Source organism: Kluyvera sp. STS39-E (assembly GCF_040932435.1).
Classification (GTDB): Bacteria; Pseudomonadota; Gammaproteobacteria; order Enterobacterales; family Enterobacteriaceae; genus Kluyvera.
On the sequence record NZ_JBFQGA010000001.1, the window covers coordinates 663,511 to 679,850 of the forward strand.

The window sequence follows — 16,340 nt, forward strand, 5'->3', positions numbered from 1 at the left end:
GGAGTGACTCATGTTGTGGAATAGGCAACGTCTGCAGCCGCGTGCGGCTGCGCTGGTGCTGGTTTTGCTGGTGGCGAACCTGCTCGCGTGGGGCTGGGCGTGGCGGGCGTTTGGTCATAACGGTGCGCTGATGGCCGCCAGCCTGCTGGCGTGGGGCTACGGCCTGCGTCACGCGGTGGATGCTGACCATATTGCGGCGATTGATAACGTGACCCGCAAAATGATGCAGCAGGGTAAACGTCCCTTCGGTGTCGGGGCGTGGTTCTCGCTCGGCCACTCCTCCATCGTGGTGCTAGCATCGGTGGCCATTGCTGCCACGGCTACCGCGTTCCAGCATAAGATGAGCTGGTTCCACGATACCGGCAGCATTATTGGTACAGCGGTGTCGGCGGTGTTCCTGCTGGCGATGGCATTGGTCAACTTGGTGATTTTGCGCGGCGTATGGCGCAGCTTCCAGGCGCTGAAAAACGGTGAGCCGGTGGCGGCAGATGCCCCGGTGACAGGCGGCTTGATGAGCGCGTTATTCAGCCGCACTTTCCGTTTAATCGGCAAAAGCTGGCACATGTACTTGGTTGGTTTCCTGTTTGGTCTGGGGTTTGATACCGCCACCGAAATCGGCGTGCTGGGGATTTCCGCTGCCAGTGCGTCAAGCGGGATGTCGATGTGGTCGATTATGGTATTCCCGGCGCTGTTTGCTAGCGGTATGGCGCTGGTCGACACGCTCGACAATATTTTGATGGTTGGCGCTTACGGTTGGGCGTTCAATAAACCGCAGCGCAAGCTCTATTACAATATGACCATTACCGGCGCGTCGGTGGTGGTGGCGCTATTTATCGGCGGGCTGGAAGCGCTGGGGCTGATTATGGATAAATTTGGCCTGACCGGCGGGGTGTGGAGCGACGTGGCGCTGCTCAGTGATAACCTCGGCAACGCGGGGTTTGTGGTGATTGGGCTGTTTGCGCTGTGCTGGCTGGTGTCGATGGTTAACTACCGTTGGCGGAAATATGACGCGCTGGTGGTGCGGTAATATTGCCGGATGGCGCTTCGCTTATCCGGCCTACGTCTGCGCTGCCGGATGGCGGCGTAATCGCCTTATCCGGCTCATCATTCGTTTGTAGGCCTGATAAGCGAAGCGCCATCAGGCGAACGTTGGCAGAGGACGCACAAAAAAAAGCCCCGGGGCAGCGGGGCAAAAAATCCGACATTCGCGCTTCCCTGCGCGTGAGGTTACGTCAGACAGTGGACAGAGAGTTGACAGTTTAGCTGACGAGGGATTTCAGCAAACCAAACGCTTCTTTCATTCGCTCTTCGCTAACGACAAACGCCCGCAGTTTCTGGCCTTCGTCGTAGCCCTGCGCCAGCATACCGTCGGCGCGGGTTTCAATAATCCATTGCAGATCCTGGCGGCGGGTTTCGCCCGCTAAATGCAGCGGCAGATCCGGCGTTTTCACCTTCACCAGCATATTCGGTAGCTTCAGCTCACCAGGATTGCCGAGAAGATTTTTCGCCAAGCACATAGCGCTCATCAAAATCGGTTGTAGGAACGGCATCACCGCGCCGTTGATCTCCGCGCAGTCGCCCAGCGCGTAAATATCCGGGTTGCTGGTTTGCAGGGTACTATCGACCTTAACGCCGCGATTGATCTCAACGCCTGCCATCCGCGCCAGCGCCGTTTCCGGACGCAGGCCGGTGGCTGCGACGACCGCGTCCACCTCAATGTGACGATGGCGGTCGAAGCTGGCACGAATGCCGGTGGCGGTCTGCTCCAGCGATTGCAGTTGGCTTTTCAGCAGCAGGTGAATCCCCATGTCGGTCAGACGATGCTGTAGACGACTGCTCACTTCTGGTGGCATTAATGAGGCCAGCACGCTAGCGGAGTTATCCACCACGGTGACCGCTTTACCGGCACGACAAAAGTCCATCGCCAGCTCGCTGCCAATCAGCCCGCCGCCGATAATCAGCACCCGTTGGGCATCGCGCAGCGTGCTTTGCGCGGCGCCGAATTCCTGTTGGCTGTTGAGAGTCAGCATCAGCTCTTTGCCGGGAATGGGCGGCACGATAGCCGAAGCGCCCGTCGCCAACACCAGCTTGTCGTACTGCCACTGCTGATTCTGGCTGTTCACCACGTGCGCCGCCGCGTCGATGCCGGTGACCCATGTCTGCGGGAACAGATTCAGGTTGTACTGCTCGGCGAATTCGCCGGCAGTTTGCAAGGTGAGGTCGGCGGCGGTCTGCCCCCGGCTCACCACGTGGCTTAAATCGGGTTTGTTGTATTCGTCGATACTGTCGGCGGCGATAAGCGTCAGTTTGACGCTCGCATCCAGCTTACGGATGTTTTTCACCAGTTGGCGGGCGGCGAAGCCCGAGCCAACGATTACGATGCCATGATTCATTTTGCCTCCGTCGCCATCACGTCGAACACGTCTTTGCCTAATGAACATTCTGGGCACAGGAAGTTATCCGGCACTTCGCTCCACGGCGTGCCTGGTTGAACGTCCTGATTTGGCTCACCTTTCGCAGGATCGTAAACCCATTGGCAAACGCTGCACTGCATACTTGGGCCAAGGTCGGCTGCCGCCGCTGCGGCACAGGCGCAGGCTTCTTTTACGGCAGCGGTCGCTTGACTGGCTTCCGGCAGCGGTGCAAGCGCCCACTGGCGGGCGATTTCACGACCGTGCTGACGGCACACTTCCAGCGCGTCGATATCTGGACGCCATTTCGCTTTCAGGCTCAGGGACATTTCCAGACCCGCATCCTGCAAACGCGTTGACAGGCGGTCTACCGCGCCGCCGCTCCAGCCGTGAGAGCCAAAGGCGCTGGCGCGTTTATTACGAAAACGTAAACCGGTTATCTCTTCCACCAGGCCTGCAATTTTCGGCATCATCACGTTGTTCATGGTTGAGGTGCCGACCAGCACGCCTTTAGAACGGAAGACGTTGGTGAGGATTTCGTTTTTATCGCTGCGAGCGACGTTGAAGATTTTCACCGCCACGTTCGGGTCAACTTCGTTGATGCCCTGGGCAATGGCGTCCGCCATCATGCGGGTGTTGTTGGACATAGTGTCGTAGAAAATGGTGATACGGTCTTCTTGATAGTCGGCCGCCCATTTCAGGTACAGTTCAACGATTTGCGTTGGGTTGTCGCGCCATACCACGCCGTGTGAGGTGGCAATCATGTCAACCGGCAGGTTGAAGCCGAGGATCTCGGTGATTTTTGGTGTGACCAAGCGGCTGAACGGCGTCAGGATGTTGGCGTAGTAGCGTTGGCACTGTTCGAACAGTTCGGTCTGGTCTACTTCGTCGTTGAACAGGCGTTCGTCGCAGTAGTGTTGGCCGAAGGCGTCGTTGCTGAACAGCACCGCGTCGCCGGTCATGTAGGTCATCATGCTGTCAGGCCAGTGCAGCATTGGCGTTTCGACGAAGATCAGTTTTTTGCCGTTGCCGATATCCAGCGAGTCGCCGGTTTTCACCACGTTGAAGTTCCACTCAGGATGGTGGTGGTGGCCGTTGATGGAGTCAATGGCGTTGGCGGTGCAGTAGATTGGTGTGTCTGGGATCTGCGCCATCAGTTCGGTCAGCGCCCCGGCGTGATCTTCTTCCGCGTGGTTAATGATGATGTAGTCGATGTCGGCAAGGTCGATTTCGCCGCGCAGGTTCTGCACGAATTCACGGCTGAATTTGTGGTCAACGGTATCGATCAGGACGTTTTTCTCTTCACGGATAAGGTAGCTGTTGTAGCTGCTGCCGCGCAGGGTTTTGTATTCAGTCCCGTGGAAATCACGTACTTCCCAATCACGTTGGCCAACCCAATGAATGTTATTTTTAACCAGAATAGACATAGCAACCTCAATTAATTCAGCGTTTTTCAATTTAGATGGTTGTCTTATTGCAGGTCGCGTGCCAACTTTTTAACTCGTTAATATATAAAGATTAATTAATTTACACCTCTTTTTTGTTAGTCAAAACGACTATGATTAATATTGTCAATATGACATCATGCATTGTCAAAATGACTGTGAGGTTACCATGAGTTTTTCGGTTGAGGTGTTAGCGGGAATTGCCATTGAATTACAGCGCGGCGTCGGTCACCAGGACCGTTTTCAGCGGCTTATCACCACGCTGCGCCAAGTGTTGGAGTGCGATGCTTCAGCGCTGCTGCGCTATGACGCGCGGCAGTTTATTCCGCTTGCCATCGATGGTCTTGCCAAAGACGTGCTTGGTCGCCGGTTTACACTTGAAGGGCATCCACGGCTTGAAGCGATTGCGCGCGCCGGGGACGTGGTGCGCTTTCCCGCCGACAGCGATTTGCCCGATCCTTACGATGGTCTAATCCCCGGTCAGGAGAGCCTGAAGGTGCACGCCTGTATCGGTCTGCCGCTATTTGCCGGGCAGAGCCTGATTGGCGCGTTGACGCTGGACGGCATGTCGCCGGATCAGTTCGACGTGTTCAGTAATGAAGAGCTGCGACTGATTGCCGCGCTGGCGGCGGGGGCGCTGAGCAATGCGCTGCTGATTGAACAGCTTGAAAGCCAAAATATGCTGCCCGGTTCGACGAACGATTTCGAACAGGTGAAAGAGACGCAGATGATTGGCTTGTCGCCGGGCATGATGCAACTCAAAAAAGAGATTGAGATTGTTGCGGCGTCCGACCTTAACGTGCTGATAAGTGGCGAAACCGGCACTGGGAAAGAGCTGGTGGCGAAGGCTATTCATGAAGGCTCACCGCGCGCGGTCAGCCCGCTGGTGTACCTCAACTGCGCGGCGCTGCCGGAAAGCGTGGCCGAAAGCGAACTGTTTGGTCACGTGAAGGGGGCGTTTACCGGGGCCATTAGCAACCGCAGCGGCAAGTTTGAAATGGCCGATAACGGCACGCTGTTCCTTGATGAAATTGGTGAGCTGTCGCTGGCGCTGCAGGCCAAACTGCTGCGCGTGCTGCAATATGGCGATATTCAGCGCGTGGGCGACGACCGCAGCCTGCGCGTTGACGTGCGCGTGCTGGCGGCCACTAACCGCGACCTGCGCGAAGAAGTACTGGCGGGCAACTTCCGCGCCGATTTGTTCCACCGTCTGAGCGTGTTCCCGCTTTCGGTGCCGGCGCTGCGCGAGCGTGGCGATGACGTGGTGCTGCTGGCCGGCTATTTCTGCGAGCAGTGCCGTTTACGCCTGGGACTATCGCAGGTGGTGCTCAGCGCGCAGGCGCGGACGCATTTGCAGCACTATGGTTGGCCGGGGAATGTGCGCGAGTTGGAACATGCGATTCATCGCGCGGTGGTGCTGGCGCGAGCGGCCCGCAGCGGCGGCGATGTGGTACTGGAAGTGCAGCATTTTGCCTTTCAAGAAGGGACGGCGAACACGGCGGCTGCACAGGCACCAGCGCCAATTGCTGTGGCTAACAATTTGCGTGAATCCACCGAACATTTTCAGCGGGAGATGATCCGCAATGCGCTGGATGCGCACCAGCACAACTGGGCGGCGAGCGCGCGGGCACTGGAGACAGACGTCGCCAACCTGCATCGGTTGGCGAAGCGTCTGGGGCTGAAGAATTAAAGTATCCCGGCCTGGTAGAAATTCTGCAGGTTAATCGCGCCGACCAGTCGGTGGTTTTCATCAACCACCGGTGCGGCGCTAATTTTCAGCTTCATCAGCTGTTCTTTGGCATCCAGCGCGCGAGCCTGATCGTTAAGCGTGACGCCGCCTTTGGTCATGGCGGCTGTCACGTTATCAGCCAGCGTACCGCCGCCGACCAGCCAGCGACGCAGGTCGCCATCGGTGAAAATCCCCTGTACCCGTGCGCGGTCGTCGCAGACGGCGACCATGCCCATTCCGGTGCGGCTGAGTTCTAGCATCGCATCCATAACGCTTGCGTGGATGGTCACCTGTGGCGTCTCTTCCCCTTGGCGCATCAGATGATGCACGCGGTTTAGCAGCCGAGCGCCGAGCGCGCCAGCCGGGTGAGAGCGGGCAAAATCTTCTTCATTAAAGCCACGAGCCTGCATCACGGCGATAGCCAGCGCGTCACCGAGCATCAGTGTGTTGACGGTGCTGGAGGTTGGCGCAAGGTGCATCGGGCAGGCTTCACGTTCGACGGCAATATCCAGTACGGCATCCGCCGCCAGCGCCAACGGAGAGTTGGCTTTGCCGGTCATCGCCAGCAGTACGACGGATTTTTCTTTCAGGCGAGGAATGATGTGATCGAGCTCTTTCGCGCCGCCGGAGTAGGAAATAAACAGCATCACGTCGCGGCTTTCCACCATGCCTAAGTCACCGTGCAGCGCTTCTGCCGGGTGAACAAAGAAAGCCGGGGTGCCGGTGCTGGCGAAGGTTGCCGCCAGTTTTTTGCCAATATGACCGGATTTGCCCATCCCGGATACGATCAGTTTGCCTTTGCAGTTCAGCACGGCGTTGGCGGCCTGAACAAAGGTCTCGTCAAGACGGTCGGGAAGGCGGCTCGCTTCCTGCAGTTCTAGCAACAGAGCCTTACGCCCGGCCTCTAACAAAAAATCACTCATGACTTTCTCCGATAATTAGCGCGTCAAACGGTCCAGTTTTGCGCGGCGATGATAAAGCATAACGCCCCATTAGAGTATCGATTGGGTCATGGATAGGACGTGTGAAGAGTTTTTTTTGCCGCAAGCCCTTCCAGTGCTTCCTTGTGTAGCGGCGGATGCTTTACCATATTTAACTCTTGCTGATATTGTTAAATGGAAGTCTCATGTTGAAGCGTCGCGTTCTGGCTTTACTCCCTCTGTGTGTCCTGCTCGCTGCCTGTAGCAGCAAGCCGAAAACGGCTGAATCACCGGCAACTACCTCCGGCGGTTTTCTTCTTGAACCCCAGCATAATGCGTTGATTCCGACCGGTGATTTTGCCAATAATCCGGCGGCAGAGCAGTTCATCGATAAGATGGTGAGCAAGCACGGATTTGACCGACAGCAGCTGCACGAAATTCTCTCGCAGGCCAAGCGTCTGGATTACGTTTTACGCTTGATGGATAGACAAGCACCAACCGGTCTGCCACCGACCGGCCCGAACGGTGCTTGGCTGCGTTATCGCAAACAGTTTATTACTCCGGATAACGTGCAAAACGGCGTTGCTTTCTGGAACCAGCATCAGGCCGCGTTACAGCGCGCGCAGCAGGTTTATGGCGTACCGCCGGAAATCATCGTCGGGATTATCGGCGTTGAAACCCGCTGGGGCCGGGTGATGGGCAAAACTCGCATCCTCGATGCGCTGGCGACGCTCTCCTTCAACTACCCGCGTCGCGCCGCTTACTTCTCCGGTGAGTTGGAAACCTTCCTGTTGATGGCGCGCGATGAGAAAGACGATCCGCTGGATCTGAAAGGCTCGTTTGCCGGGGCGATGGGTTACGGACAGTTTATGCCGTCCTCTTATCGTCAATATGCGGTGGATTTCAACGGCGATGGTCATATCAACCTGTGGGATCCGGAAGATGCCATTGGCAGCGTAGCGAACTATTTCAAACAGCATGGCTGGGTGCCGGGTGATACCGTGGCGGTGCAGGCGATGGGCCAAGCTCCAGGGCTGGATAACGGTTTTAAAACCAAATACAGCGTATCGCAGTTGGCGGCAGCGGGATTAACCCCAATGCAGTCGCTGGGCAACCATCAGCAGGCCAGTTTGCTGCGCCTGGATATCGGTACCGGATACCAGTACTGGTACGGCTTGCCGAACTTCTACACTATCACCCGCTACAACCACAGCACCCATTATGCGATGGCCGTTTGGCAGCTTGGGCTGTCGGTATCTCAGGCTCGCGGGCAGTAAGTCCTTCCTTCACGCCTCTCTGATCCGGAGAGGCGTTCGTTACATTTTGCATCATTTCCTGCCGTTTACATCATCGCGTTAATCCCATATTGTTACGTTATAACATAATACAATGAGGCGAAAATGTTGATTCCTGTTTTTATGGCGTCAGCCCTAACGCGGCTAGCGATGGCTTGCGCGTTGTTGCTGCTGCTGTGGCTGGCGGTCTGGTGGGCGGTAGCGCTGCCATGATTGAACTGGATAACCTAGTGGCGGGCTATGAAGGGATGGCAATCACGCCCTCATTGAGCGGCACCATTCCGAAAGGCAGCATGACGGCGATTGTCGGACTCAATGGCTGCGGTAAATCCACGCTGTTAAAGACCTTGGCGGGCTTTATTCCTCCCGTCAGCGGAGCCGTCCGCTGGTCGTCGTCGCGCCCGGTGATTGGCTGGCTGGCGCAGCGTCATGCGCTGGAGTCGCAGTTTCCGTTGACGGTGCTGGATGTGGTGAGCCAAGGGGCGTGGCCGAGGGCTTCGTTGCTGCGTGGCCTTTCTGCTGACGTCCGCGAGCGTATTCACGCCGCGCTTGTTCGAGTTGGGCTGGCGGCGCTTGCAAAATCGCCAATCGAGGCGCTATCCGGCGGCCAGTTCCAGCGCATGTTATTTGCCCGCGTACTGGTGCAGCGCGCGCCACTGGTGATGCTGGATGAACCTTTTACCGGCATTGATGAAGCGACCAGCCACGATCTGATGGACGTGATTCAAGAGATGCATCAGCGCGGACAAACCGTGCTGGCGGTGCTACATGATAATCAACGCGTGGCGGAGTATTTCCCAGAAACGCTGCTATTGACGCCAAAAAATGCCAGTTGGGGGCACACCACCGACGTGCTTGCGTCGTTTCAATCCGTGAGGCAAGCATGATCTGGCATACCTTCTTTCAACCGTTTATTGAGTTCGGTTTTATGCGTCGGGCGCTGGTGGTCTGCCTTGCGCTCTCTTTAAGCACCACGATGCTGGGCGTCTTTTTGCTGCTGCGGCGGATGAGCCTGATGGGAGATGCGCTGTCACACGCCATTTTGCCCGGCGTCGCGGTCGGTTACTTAGTTAGCGGGATGTCGCTGTTGGCGATGACCGTCGGCGGGTTTATTGCTGGAATTATCGTGGCGCTGGTGGCGGGGTGGGTGAGTCGCCGCACGCCGCTTAAAGAAGATGCCAGTTTTGCCGGTTTTTACCTTGGCTCGCTGGCGCTGGGCGTCACGCTGGTCTCTCTGCGTGGTTCAAGCGTAGACCTCCTGCATCTGCTGTTTGGTTCTATTCTGGCGGTGGATAACGATGCGGCGCTGTTTGTGACGGGCGTTGCCAGCCTCACACTCATCTGTATGGCGCTGTTTTATCGCGGGTTGGTCAGTGAAGCGTTCGACAGCGCGTGGTTGCAGGTTAATGCCCGCTGGTTGCCAGCACTGCTGCACGGTCTGTTCCTCTCGTTGCTGGTGCTTAATCTGGTCGCCGGGTTTCAGGTCTTGGGCACGCTGATGGCCGTTGGCGTGATGATGCTTCCGGCGATTGCGGCGCGCTGCTGGGCGAGAACGCTGCCCGTTATTTTACTGCTGGCGGCAATCATAGGCAGCGTCTGCGCTTGGCTGGGGCTGAGTCTGTCGTGGGGGGCAAACTTGCCCGCCGGGCCCTCTATCGTCCTCACCGCCAGCGGCGTCTTTTTTGTTTCGGTATTTTTTGGCACGTATAGCCGGTTGACCGTTGGCTGGCGAAAATTAATGGGATGAGGGGAAAGAGATGAAACGTAGTGGAATTTTTCTGGCGCTGGCGTTAGGGCTGGCATCGCAAGGATTGATGGCAAAAACGCTCAACGTTGTCAGCAGCTTTTCGGTGCTGGGCGATATGGTCCAACAGGTGGGCGGTGAGCATGTGCATGTCGATACCCTTGTGGGACCTGATGGTGACCCGCACACTTTTGAGCCATCGCCTAAGGATAGTGCATTGCTTAGCAAGGCCGACGTGGTGGTGGTGAACGGACTGGGGCTGGAAGGCTGGCTCGACAGACTGGTGAAAGCCTCAGGCTTTAAAGGTGAATTGGTTGTGGCTTCCGCCGGGGTGAAAACGCATACGCTTGATGAAGATGGCAAAACGGTCACCGATCCGCACGCCTGGAACAGCGCGGCAAACGGTGCGCTGTACGCGCAAAATATTCTCAATGGTTTGGTCAAAGCCGATCCTGAGGATAGCGCCGCACTGAAGGCTTCAGGCAAGCGCTATATCGGACAACTTCAGGATCTTGATTCGTGGGCGAAAGACCAGTTTGACGGCATTGCCGTGTCAAAACGTAAAGTGCTGACCAGTCACGATGCCTTTGGCTACTTCTCACGAGCCTACGGTGTGACCTTCTTGGCACCGCAGGGCTTGTCCTCAGAGAGTGAAGCCAGCGCAGCGCAGGTTGCCGCATTGATCTCGCAGATTAAAGCGGATGGCGTGAACACCTGGTTTATGGAAAATCAGCTCGATCCACGCTTGGTAAAACAGATTGCCACCGCAACCGGCTCACAGCCGGGTGGGGAGCTGTACCCGGAAGCGCTATCAAAACCGGGCGGTGTGGCGGACACCTATGTGAAGATGCTGCGGCATAATGTGGAGCTGATTGCCGCCAGCATGCGTTAAAATCCCGCCCCGGTTTTCCGGGGCGAATCATTTCTGGAATATCCCTCGTAAAATCATTATCCCGCCCCCACATCTGTGCTGAAAGTGTTATCTTTGTTGGCCTCTTTATCTGGCTAAAAGCGGAGCGAAAATGACAGATTCAGAATTAATGCAGCTCTCCGAACAGGTTGGCCAAGCGCTGAAGGCGCGTGGGGCGACTATGACCACCGCAGAGTCCTGTACCGGCGGCTGGATAGCAAAAGTTATCACAGACGTTGCGGGCAGCTCGGCATGGTTTGAACGTGGCTTTGTCACCTACAGCAATGAAGCCAAATCGCAGATGATTGGCGTGCGAGAAGTGACGCTTTTACAGCACGGCGCGGTCAGCGAACCGGTGGTGGTTGAGATGGCGATTGGCGCGCTGCGCGCGGCTCGTGCCGACTACGCGGTATCGGTTAGCGGTATTGCCGGGCCGGATGGTGGCAGTGCGGAAAAGCCGGTGGGCACCGTATGGTTTGGCGTGGCTAGCGCGAACGGGCAGGGCGTGACGCAGTGTGAATGCTTCTCTGGCGACCGTGAATCGGTGCGCCGACAGGCGACGGCTTATGCGCTAAATCTTCTCTGGCAACAATTTCTACAAAACACTTGATACTGTATGACCATACAGTATAATTGCCTCAACAGAACAGAATTCACTATCCGGTAACACCCGGTATGACAGGAGTAATAATGGCTATCGACGAAAACAAACAGAAAGCGTTGGCGGCAGCGCTGGGCCAGATCGAAAAGCAATTCGGTAAAGGCTCCATCATGCGTCTGGGTGAAGACCGCTCCATGGATGTGGAAACCATCTCCACCGGTTCACTGTCACTGGATGTCGCGCTGGGCGCGGGCGGTCTGCCAATGGGCCGTATCGTCGAAATCTACGGGCCAGAATCCTCCGGTAAAACTACCCTGACGCTGCAGGTTATTGCTGCGGCGCAGCGTGAAGGCAAAACCTGTGCGTTTATCGATGCTGAACACGCACTTGATCCGGTTTATGCTCGTAAGCTGGGCGTCGATATCGACAACCTGCTGTGTTCTCAGCCGGACACCGGTGAACAGGCGCTGGAAATCTGTGACGCGCTGGCGCGTTCAGGTGCGGTAGACGTTATCGTCGTCGACTCCGTAGCGGCGCTGACGCCAAAAGCAGAAATCGAAGGCGAAATCGGTGACTCTCACATGGGCCTTGCGGCGCGTATGATGAGCCAGGCAATGCGTAAGCTGGCCGGTAACCTGAAGCAGTCCAATACTCTGCTGATCTTCATCAACCAGATCCGTATGAAAATTGGCGTGATGTTCGGTAACCCAGAAACTACTACCGGTGGTAACGCGCTGAAATTCTACGCCTCTGTTCGTCTGGATATCCGTCGTATCGGTGCGGTGAAAGAGGGCGATAACGTTGTCGGTAGCGAAACCCGCGTGAAGGTCGTGAAGAACAAAATTGCGGCACCGTTCAAACAGGCTGAATTCCAGATCCTCTACGGTGAGGGCATCAACTTCTACGGCGAACTGGTAGACCTCGGCGTGAAAGAGAAGCTGATCGAAAAAGCGGGCGCATGGTACAGCTATAACGGTGACAAAATTGGCCAAGGTAAGGCGAACTCTATCGCTTGGCTGAAAGAGAACCCGGCTGCGGCGAAAGAAATTGAGAAGAAAGTGCGTGAACTGCTGCTCAATAATCAAGACTCTACGCCGGACTTCGTCGTTGATAACAACAGCGTTGAAGAAACCAAAGAAGACTTCTGATAACCTCAGTATTCAGAATAAAAACGAAGGGCTGCTATGCAGCCCTTTTTGCATTTATCACAAGGCTGAAAAACGATGACTGAAAACTCACCGCGCCGTTCCGCCTACGCTCGCTTATTGGATCGCGCTATTCGTATTCTGGCGATGCGCGACCATAGTGAGCAGGAGCTGCGGCGCAAGCTCACTGCGCCGGTAATGAGGAAAAATGGCCCTGAACCGATTGACGCGCCGCCGGAAGACGTCGAAAGGGTTGTCGCCTGGTGTTTCGAAAATCGCTACCTTGATGATGGCCGTTTTGTGCAGCAGTTTATGTCCGGGCGCAGCCGTAAGGGATATGGTCCTGCGCGTATTCGCCAAGAGCTGGGGCAGAAGGGAATTGCTCGCGAAGCCATCGAACAGGCGATGCGTGAATGTGAAATTGACTGGATGCAGCTGGCGCGCGATCAGGCAATACGCAAATACGGTGAACCGCTGCCAACCACTTTTGCTGAAAAGGTCAAAATCCAACGCTTTTTACTCTATCGCGGCTATCTGATGGAAGATATCCAGGAAATATGGCGAAATTTTGCTGATTGACCGCACTGGGGATTTTACTTCCCACTAAAGAAAACTTATCTTATTCCCACTTTTTCCGTCAGGCGCGAGTTTTTTGCAGCTACCCGCGCCTAGACGAATATCCCTTAAATACACAAAGTCATTCAAGCCGCATCAAGGCGGCAAGCGAGTCACTCGCAGCCAACGCAGAGGCAGTTTGAAAGATGACGTGTAGCTTGATTTCAGGATAATTATGAGCAAGAGCACCGCTGAGATCCGTCAGGCGTTTCTCGACTTTTTCCATAGTAAAGGCCATCAGGTAGTCGATAGCAGCTCCCTGGTGCCGAATAACGACCCTACTTTGCTGTTTACCAATGCCGGGATGAACCAGTTCAAGGACGTGTTCCTCGGCCTCGACAAACGTAATTATTCGCGCGCGACTACCGCGCAGCGCTGCGTACGTGCTGGTGGTAAACACAACGATCTGGAAAACGTCGGTTATACCGCACGCCACCACACCTTCTTCGAAATGCTGGGTAACTTCAGCTTCGGTGACTATTTTAAACACGACGCAATCCAATACGCGTGGGAACTGCTGACCGGTGAAAATTGGTTTGCCCTGCCGAAAGAGCGTCTGTGGGTCACTGTGTATGAAACCGATGACGAAGCATACGAAATCTGGGAAAAAGAAGTCGGCATCCCGCGCGAACGTATTATCCGCATTGGCGATAATAAGGGCGCGCCGTTCGCTTCCGATAACTTCTGGCAGATGGGTGACACGGGTCCATGTGGTCCATGCACCGAGATTTTCTACGATCACGGCGACCACATCTGGGGCGGCCCTCCAGGAACTGCAGAAGAGGATGGCGATCGCTACATTGAGATCTGGAACATCGTCTTCATGCAGTTTAACCGTCAGGCTGACGGCACGATGGAACCGCTGCCGAAGCCGTCCGTCGACACCGGTATGGGTCTCGAGCGTATTACGGCTGTACTGCAGCATGTGAACTCAAACTATGAAATCGATCTGTTCCGTAAGCTGATTGACGCGGTTGCGAAAGTGACTGGCGCGACCGATCTGGGTAACAAATCGCTGCGCGTTATCGCGGACCATATTCGTTCCTGTGCGTTCCTGATTGCCGATGGCGTGATGCCATCAAACGAAAGCCGTGGCTACGTGCTGCGCCGCATCATTCGTCGCGCAATCCGCCATGGCAACATGCTGGGCGCGAAAGATACCTTCTTCTACAAGCTGGTTGGCCCACTGGTTGAAGTTATGGGCACTGCGGGTGAAGAGCTCAAGCGTCAGCAGGCTCAGGTTGAGCAGGTGCTGAAAACCGAAGAAGAGCAGTTTGCTCGTACTTTAGAACGTGGTTTGGCGCTGCTCGATGAAGAGCTGTCCAAACTGACTGGCGATACGCTGGACGGTGAAACCGCTTTCCGTCTGTATGACACCTACGGCTTCCCGGTTGACCTGACGGCAGACGTTTGCCGTGAGCGTAACATCAAGGTTGACGAAGCTGGCTTTGAAGCCGCGATGGAAGAACAGCGCCGTCGTGCGCGTGAATCCAGTGGTTTTGGCGCTGACTACAACGCGATGATCCGCGTTGACGGTGCTTCCGAATTTAAAGGTTACGACCATCTGGAACTGAACGGTAAAGTGACCGCGCTGTTCGTTGATGGTAAAGCCGTAGAGTCTATCGCTGCCGGTCAGGAAGCAGTGGTTATTCTCGACCAGACGCCATTCTATGCAGAATCCGGCGGTCAGGTGGGTGATAAGGGCGAGCTGAAAAGCGCGGGCGCAAGCTTTGCGGTTAACGACACCCAGAAATACGGTCAGGCTATCGGCCATCTTGGCAAGCTGTCTAGCGGTGCGTTGAAAGTGGGCGATGCGGTACAGGCTGACGTTGACGACGCACGTCGCGCACGTATCCGTCTGAACCACTCTGCGACCCACCTGATGCATGCAGCGCTGCGCCAGGTTCTGGGCACTCATGTGGCGCAGAAAGGCTCGCTGGTAAACGATAAGATCCTTCGCTTTGACTTCTCTCATACAGAAGCCATGAAGCCGGAAGAGATTCGTGCGGTTGAAGATCTGGTCAATGCTCAGATCCGTCGTAACCTGCCAATCGAAACCAACATCATGGATCTTGAAGCGGCGAAAGCGAAGGGCGCAATGGCGCTGTTCGGCGAGAAATATGATGACCACGTGCGCGTACTGAGCATGGGTGATTTCTCTACCGAACTGTGTGGCGGTACTCACGCTTCACGTACCGGTGATATCGGCCTGTTCCGCATTGTTTCCGAATCAGGTACGGCGGCTGGTGTTCGTCGTATTGAAGCGGTAACCGGTGAAGGCGCGGTGGCAACTGTGCATGCACAAAGCGACCGCTTAGGCGATATCGCTCAGTTACTGAAGGGCGACAGCCACAACGTTACCGAAAAAGTGCGTAGCGTGATTGAGCGTACCCGTCAGCTGGAAAAAGAGCTGCAGCAGCTGAAAGAGCAGGCGGCAGCACAGGAAAGCGCAAATCTGTCCAGCAAAGCGGAGCAGATTAACGGCGTTAACCTTCTGGTAAGCGAGTTGGCGGGCGTTGAGCCGAAAATGCTGCGTACCATGGTCGACGATCTGAAGAATCAACTGGGGTCCGCAATTATCGTGCTGGCGACAGTTGAAGAAGGTAAGGTTTCTCTGATTGCTGGCGTGTCTAAGGATGTGACCGACCGTGTGAAAGCAGGGGAACTGATTGGTATGGTCGCCCAGCAGGTGGGCGGTAAAGGGGGCGGTCGTCCGGATATGGCGCAAGCTGGCGGTACCGATGCGTCTGCTCTCCCTGCTGCACTGGCCAGCGTGAAAGGCTGGGTTAGCGCTAAATTGTAATAACGATAACCGCGTGTGGGTGCCGTAGCATATAACGTTACGGCACCTTGCATATGCGGTACTGATAACGATAAAGTCAGGTTGAAGTCATGTAAATCGGCTAGACTTACATTTAACAGAATGTGATGCCGTGACTGCTTACACATAAGGTGTTTGTCATCGCTGACCTTTTGGCGTTATATGATGGAGAATGCCGGGATACGAAGAGACCCGACTCATTTAATCTTTCAAGGAGCAAAGAATGCTGATTCTGACTCGCCGAGTTGGTGAAACCCTCATGATCGGAGATGAGGTCACTGTGACAGTTTTAGGGGTGAAGGGTAACCAAGTACGCATCGGCGTAAATGCCCCGAAAGAGGTCTCCGTTCACCGTGAAGAGATCTACCAGCGTATCCAGGCTGAGAAATCCCAGCAGTCCAGTTACTAAGTTCTCGCGTCTCACCCAGGGGGTGAGACGCCACTCCTCGCATTTTCCGCTTTCGTCCGTCGCTTTTTTCCCTCAATTCGTCATTTCCGTCACGATAATGTCATGCTACGCGACTTTTTCTTCATGCCGTTTTACGGCGTTAATCGCAATTTATCTGTTGATAAAACGCCCATTTTGCCTTTTTTAACGCCTTATTGCGTGTGAAATGTGCAATCGATAAAAATCTGCGGAAAATTGTTTGACTTATAAGTCCCAGAAAGTAATATGTGCGCCACGCAGCGACGATGAGCAGAAA

General features: G+C 55.5%; 14 protein-coding genes. 11 read left to right on the forward strand and 3 right to left on the reverse strand.

What is annotated here, in order from left to right; translation table 11 throughout:
• Positions 1 to 10 precede the first annotated feature (10 nt).
• The gene (locus tag AB4K05_RS03175; protein WP_368478560.1) at positions 11 to 1,027 is read left to right on the forward strand and encodes a HoxN/HupN/NixA family nickel/cobalt transporter; all 1,017 of its coding nucleotides are present in this window, start codon (positions 11 to 13) and stop codon (positions 1,025 to 1,027) included.
• A 232-nt stretch (positions 1,028 to 1,259) separates the two neighbouring features.
• On the opposite strand, the gene norW is transcribed toward AB4K05_RS03175, so the two are convergent.
• Positions 1,260 to 2,393, reverse strand: coding sequence for an NADH:flavorubredoxin reductase NorW (gene norW, locus AB4K05_RS03180; protein WP_368478561.1), 1,134 nt, complete (start codon positions 2,391 to 2,393; stop codon positions 1,260 to 1,262).
• Positions 2,390 to 3,838 carry an anaerobic nitric oxide reductase flavorubredoxin gene (gene norV, locus AB4K05_RS03185; RefSeq protein WP_368478562.1) on the reverse strand — a complete coding sequence of 483 codons (1,449 nt, stop codon included), beginning with the start codon at positions 3,836 to 3,838 and terminating at the stop codon, positions 2,390 to 2,392. Before norV ends, norW begins: the two co-directional genes overlap by 4 nt.
• 187 nt (positions 3,839 to 4,025) lie before the next feature.
• Between norV and norR the strand changes: the two genes are divergently transcribed.
• On the forward strand, positions 4,026 to 5,546 hold the full coding sequence (norR, locus tag AB4K05_RS03190) for a nitric oxide reductase transcriptional regulator NorR (protein ID WP_368478563.1): 1,521 nt from the start codon (positions 4,026 to 4,028) through the stop codon (positions 5,544 to 5,546).
• Here the strand turns inward: norR and gutQ are convergent.
• On the reverse strand, positions 5,543 to 6,508 hold the full coding sequence (gutQ, locus tag AB4K05_RS03195; protein WP_368478564.1) for an arabinose-5-phosphate isomerase GutQ: 966 nt from the start codon (positions 6,506 to 6,508) through the stop codon (positions 5,543 to 5,545). The two genes, norR and gutQ, sit on opposite strands and share 4 nt — an antisense overlap.
• Before the next feature lie 203 nt (positions 6,509 to 6,711).
• On the opposite strand from gutQ, the gene mltB reads away from it, so the two are divergent.
• The 9 genes from mltB to csrA all read left to right on the forward strand — a co-directional run bounded on the left by mltB (position 6,712) and on the right by csrA (position 16,045).
• Positions 6,712 to 7,782 carry a lytic murein transglycosylase B gene (gene mltB, locus AB4K05_RS03200; RefSeq protein WP_368478565.1) on the forward strand — a complete coding sequence of 357 codons (1,071 nt, stop codon included), beginning with the start codon at positions 6,712 to 6,714 and terminating at the stop codon, positions 7,780 to 7,782.
• Between the two features lie 194 nt (positions 7,783 to 7,976).
• Positions 7,977 to 8,687 carry a metal ABC transporter ATP-binding protein gene (locus AB4K05_RS03205; protein ID WP_368478566.1) on the forward strand — a complete coding sequence of 237 codons (711 nt, stop codon included), beginning with the start codon at positions 7,977 to 7,979 and terminating at the stop codon, positions 8,685 to 8,687.
• Positions 8,684 to 9,547 (forward strand): metal ABC transporter permease, encoded by an 864-nt coding sequence (locus AB4K05_RS03210; RefSeq protein ID WP_368478567.1) that lies wholly within the window; start codon positions 8,684 to 8,686, stop codon positions 9,545 to 9,547. Before AB4K05_RS03205 ends, AB4K05_RS03210 begins: the two co-directional genes overlap by 4 nt.
• Before the next feature lie 10 nt (positions 9,548 to 9,557).
• Positions 9,558 to 10,436 carry a metal ABC transporter substrate-binding protein gene (locus tag AB4K05_RS03215; protein ID WP_368478568.1) on the forward strand — a complete coding sequence of 293 codons (879 nt, stop codon included), beginning with the start codon at positions 9,558 to 9,560 and terminating at the stop codon, positions 10,434 to 10,436.
• Between the two features lie 130 nt (positions 10,437 to 10,566).
• Positions 10,567 to 11,064 carry a nicotinamide-nucleotide amidase gene (pncC, locus tag AB4K05_RS03220; RefSeq protein WP_368478569.1) on the forward strand — a complete coding sequence of 166 codons (498 nt, stop codon included), beginning with the start codon at positions 10,567 to 10,569 and terminating at the stop codon, positions 11,062 to 11,064.
• A gap of 80 nt (positions 11,065 to 11,144) precedes the next feature.
• Positions 11,145 to 12,203: a recombinase RecA gene (gene recA, locus AB4K05_RS03225; protein WP_368478570.1), complete on the forward strand. Its 1,059-nt coding sequence runs from the start codon at positions 11,145 to 11,147 to the stop codon at positions 12,201 to 12,203.
• A gap of 75 nt (positions 12,204 to 12,278) precedes the next feature.
• Entirely contained in the window at positions 12,279 to 12,779 is a 501-nt protein-coding gene (gene recX / locus AB4K05_RS03230; RefSeq protein WP_368478571.1) for a recombination regulator RecX, read from the forward strand.
• A 211-nt stretch (positions 12,780 to 12,990) separates the two neighbouring features.
• Entirely contained in the window at positions 12,991 to 15,618 is a 2,628-nt protein-coding gene (gene alaS, locus AB4K05_RS03235) for an alanine--tRNA ligase (RefSeq protein ID WP_368478572.1), read from the forward strand.
• A 241-nt stretch (positions 15,619 to 15,859) separates the two neighbouring features.
• Entirely contained in the window at positions 15,860 to 16,045 is a 186-nt protein-coding gene (gene csrA / locus AB4K05_RS03240) for a carbon storage regulator CsrA (RefSeq protein ID WP_000906486.1), read from the forward strand.
• The last annotated feature ends 295 nt before the right edge of the window (positions 16,046 to 16,340 follow it).

What these genes read in the sequence shown, in the direction of transcription:
- AB4K05_RS03210 (WP_368478567.1), top strand. Translation starts at nt 8,684, where the DNA reads ATGATCTGGCATACCTTCTTTCAACCGTTTATTGAGTTCGGTTTTATG.
- AB4K05_RS03175 (WP_368478560.1), top strand. Translation starts at nt 11, where the DNA reads ATGTTGTGGAATAGGCAACGTCTGCAGCCGCGTGCGGCTGCGCTGGTG.
- recA (WP_368478570.1), top strand. Translation starts at nt 11,145, where the DNA reads ATGGCTATCGACGAAAACAAACAGAAAGCGTTGGCGGCAGCGCTGGGC.
- norV (WP_368478562.1), bottom strand. Translation starts at nt 3,838, where the DNA reads ATGTCTATTCTGGTTAAAAATAACATTCATTGGGTTGGCCAACGTGAT.
- alaS (WP_368478572.1), top strand. Translation starts at nt 12,991, where the DNA reads ATGAGCAAGAGCACCGCTGAGATCCGTCAGGCGTTTCTCGACTTTTTC.
- norW (WP_368478561.1), bottom strand. Translation starts at nt 2,393, where the DNA reads ATGAATCATGGCATCGTAATCGTTGGCTCGGGCTTCGCCGCCCGCCAA.
- recX (WP_368478571.1), top strand. Translation starts at nt 12,279, where the DNA reads ATGACTGAAAACTCACCGCGCCGTTCCGCCTACGCTCGCTTATTGGAT.
- pncC (WP_368478569.1), top strand. Translation starts at nt 10,567, where the DNA reads ATGACAGATTCAGAATTAATGCAGCTCTCCGAACAGGTTGGCCAAGCG.
- mltB (WP_368478565.1), top strand. Translation starts at nt 6,712, where the DNA reads ATGTTGAAGCGTCGCGTTCTGGCTTTACTCCCTCTGTGTGTCCTGCTC.
- csrA (WP_000906486.1), top strand. Translation starts at nt 15,860, where the DNA reads ATGCTGATTCTGACTCGCCGAGTTGGTGAAACCCTCATGATCGGAGAT.
- AB4K05_RS03215 (WP_368478568.1), top strand. Translation starts at nt 9,558, where the DNA reads ATGAAACGTAGTGGAATTTTTCTGGCGCTGGCGTTAGGGCTGGCATCG.
- norR (WP_368478563.1), top strand. Translation starts at nt 4,026, where the DNA reads ATGAGTTTTTCGGTTGAGGTGTTAGCGGGAATTGCCATTGAATTACAG.
- gutQ (WP_368478564.1), bottom strand. Translation starts at nt 6,508, where the DNA reads ATGAGTGATTTTTTGTTAGAGGCCGGGCGTAAGGCTCTGTTGCTAGAA.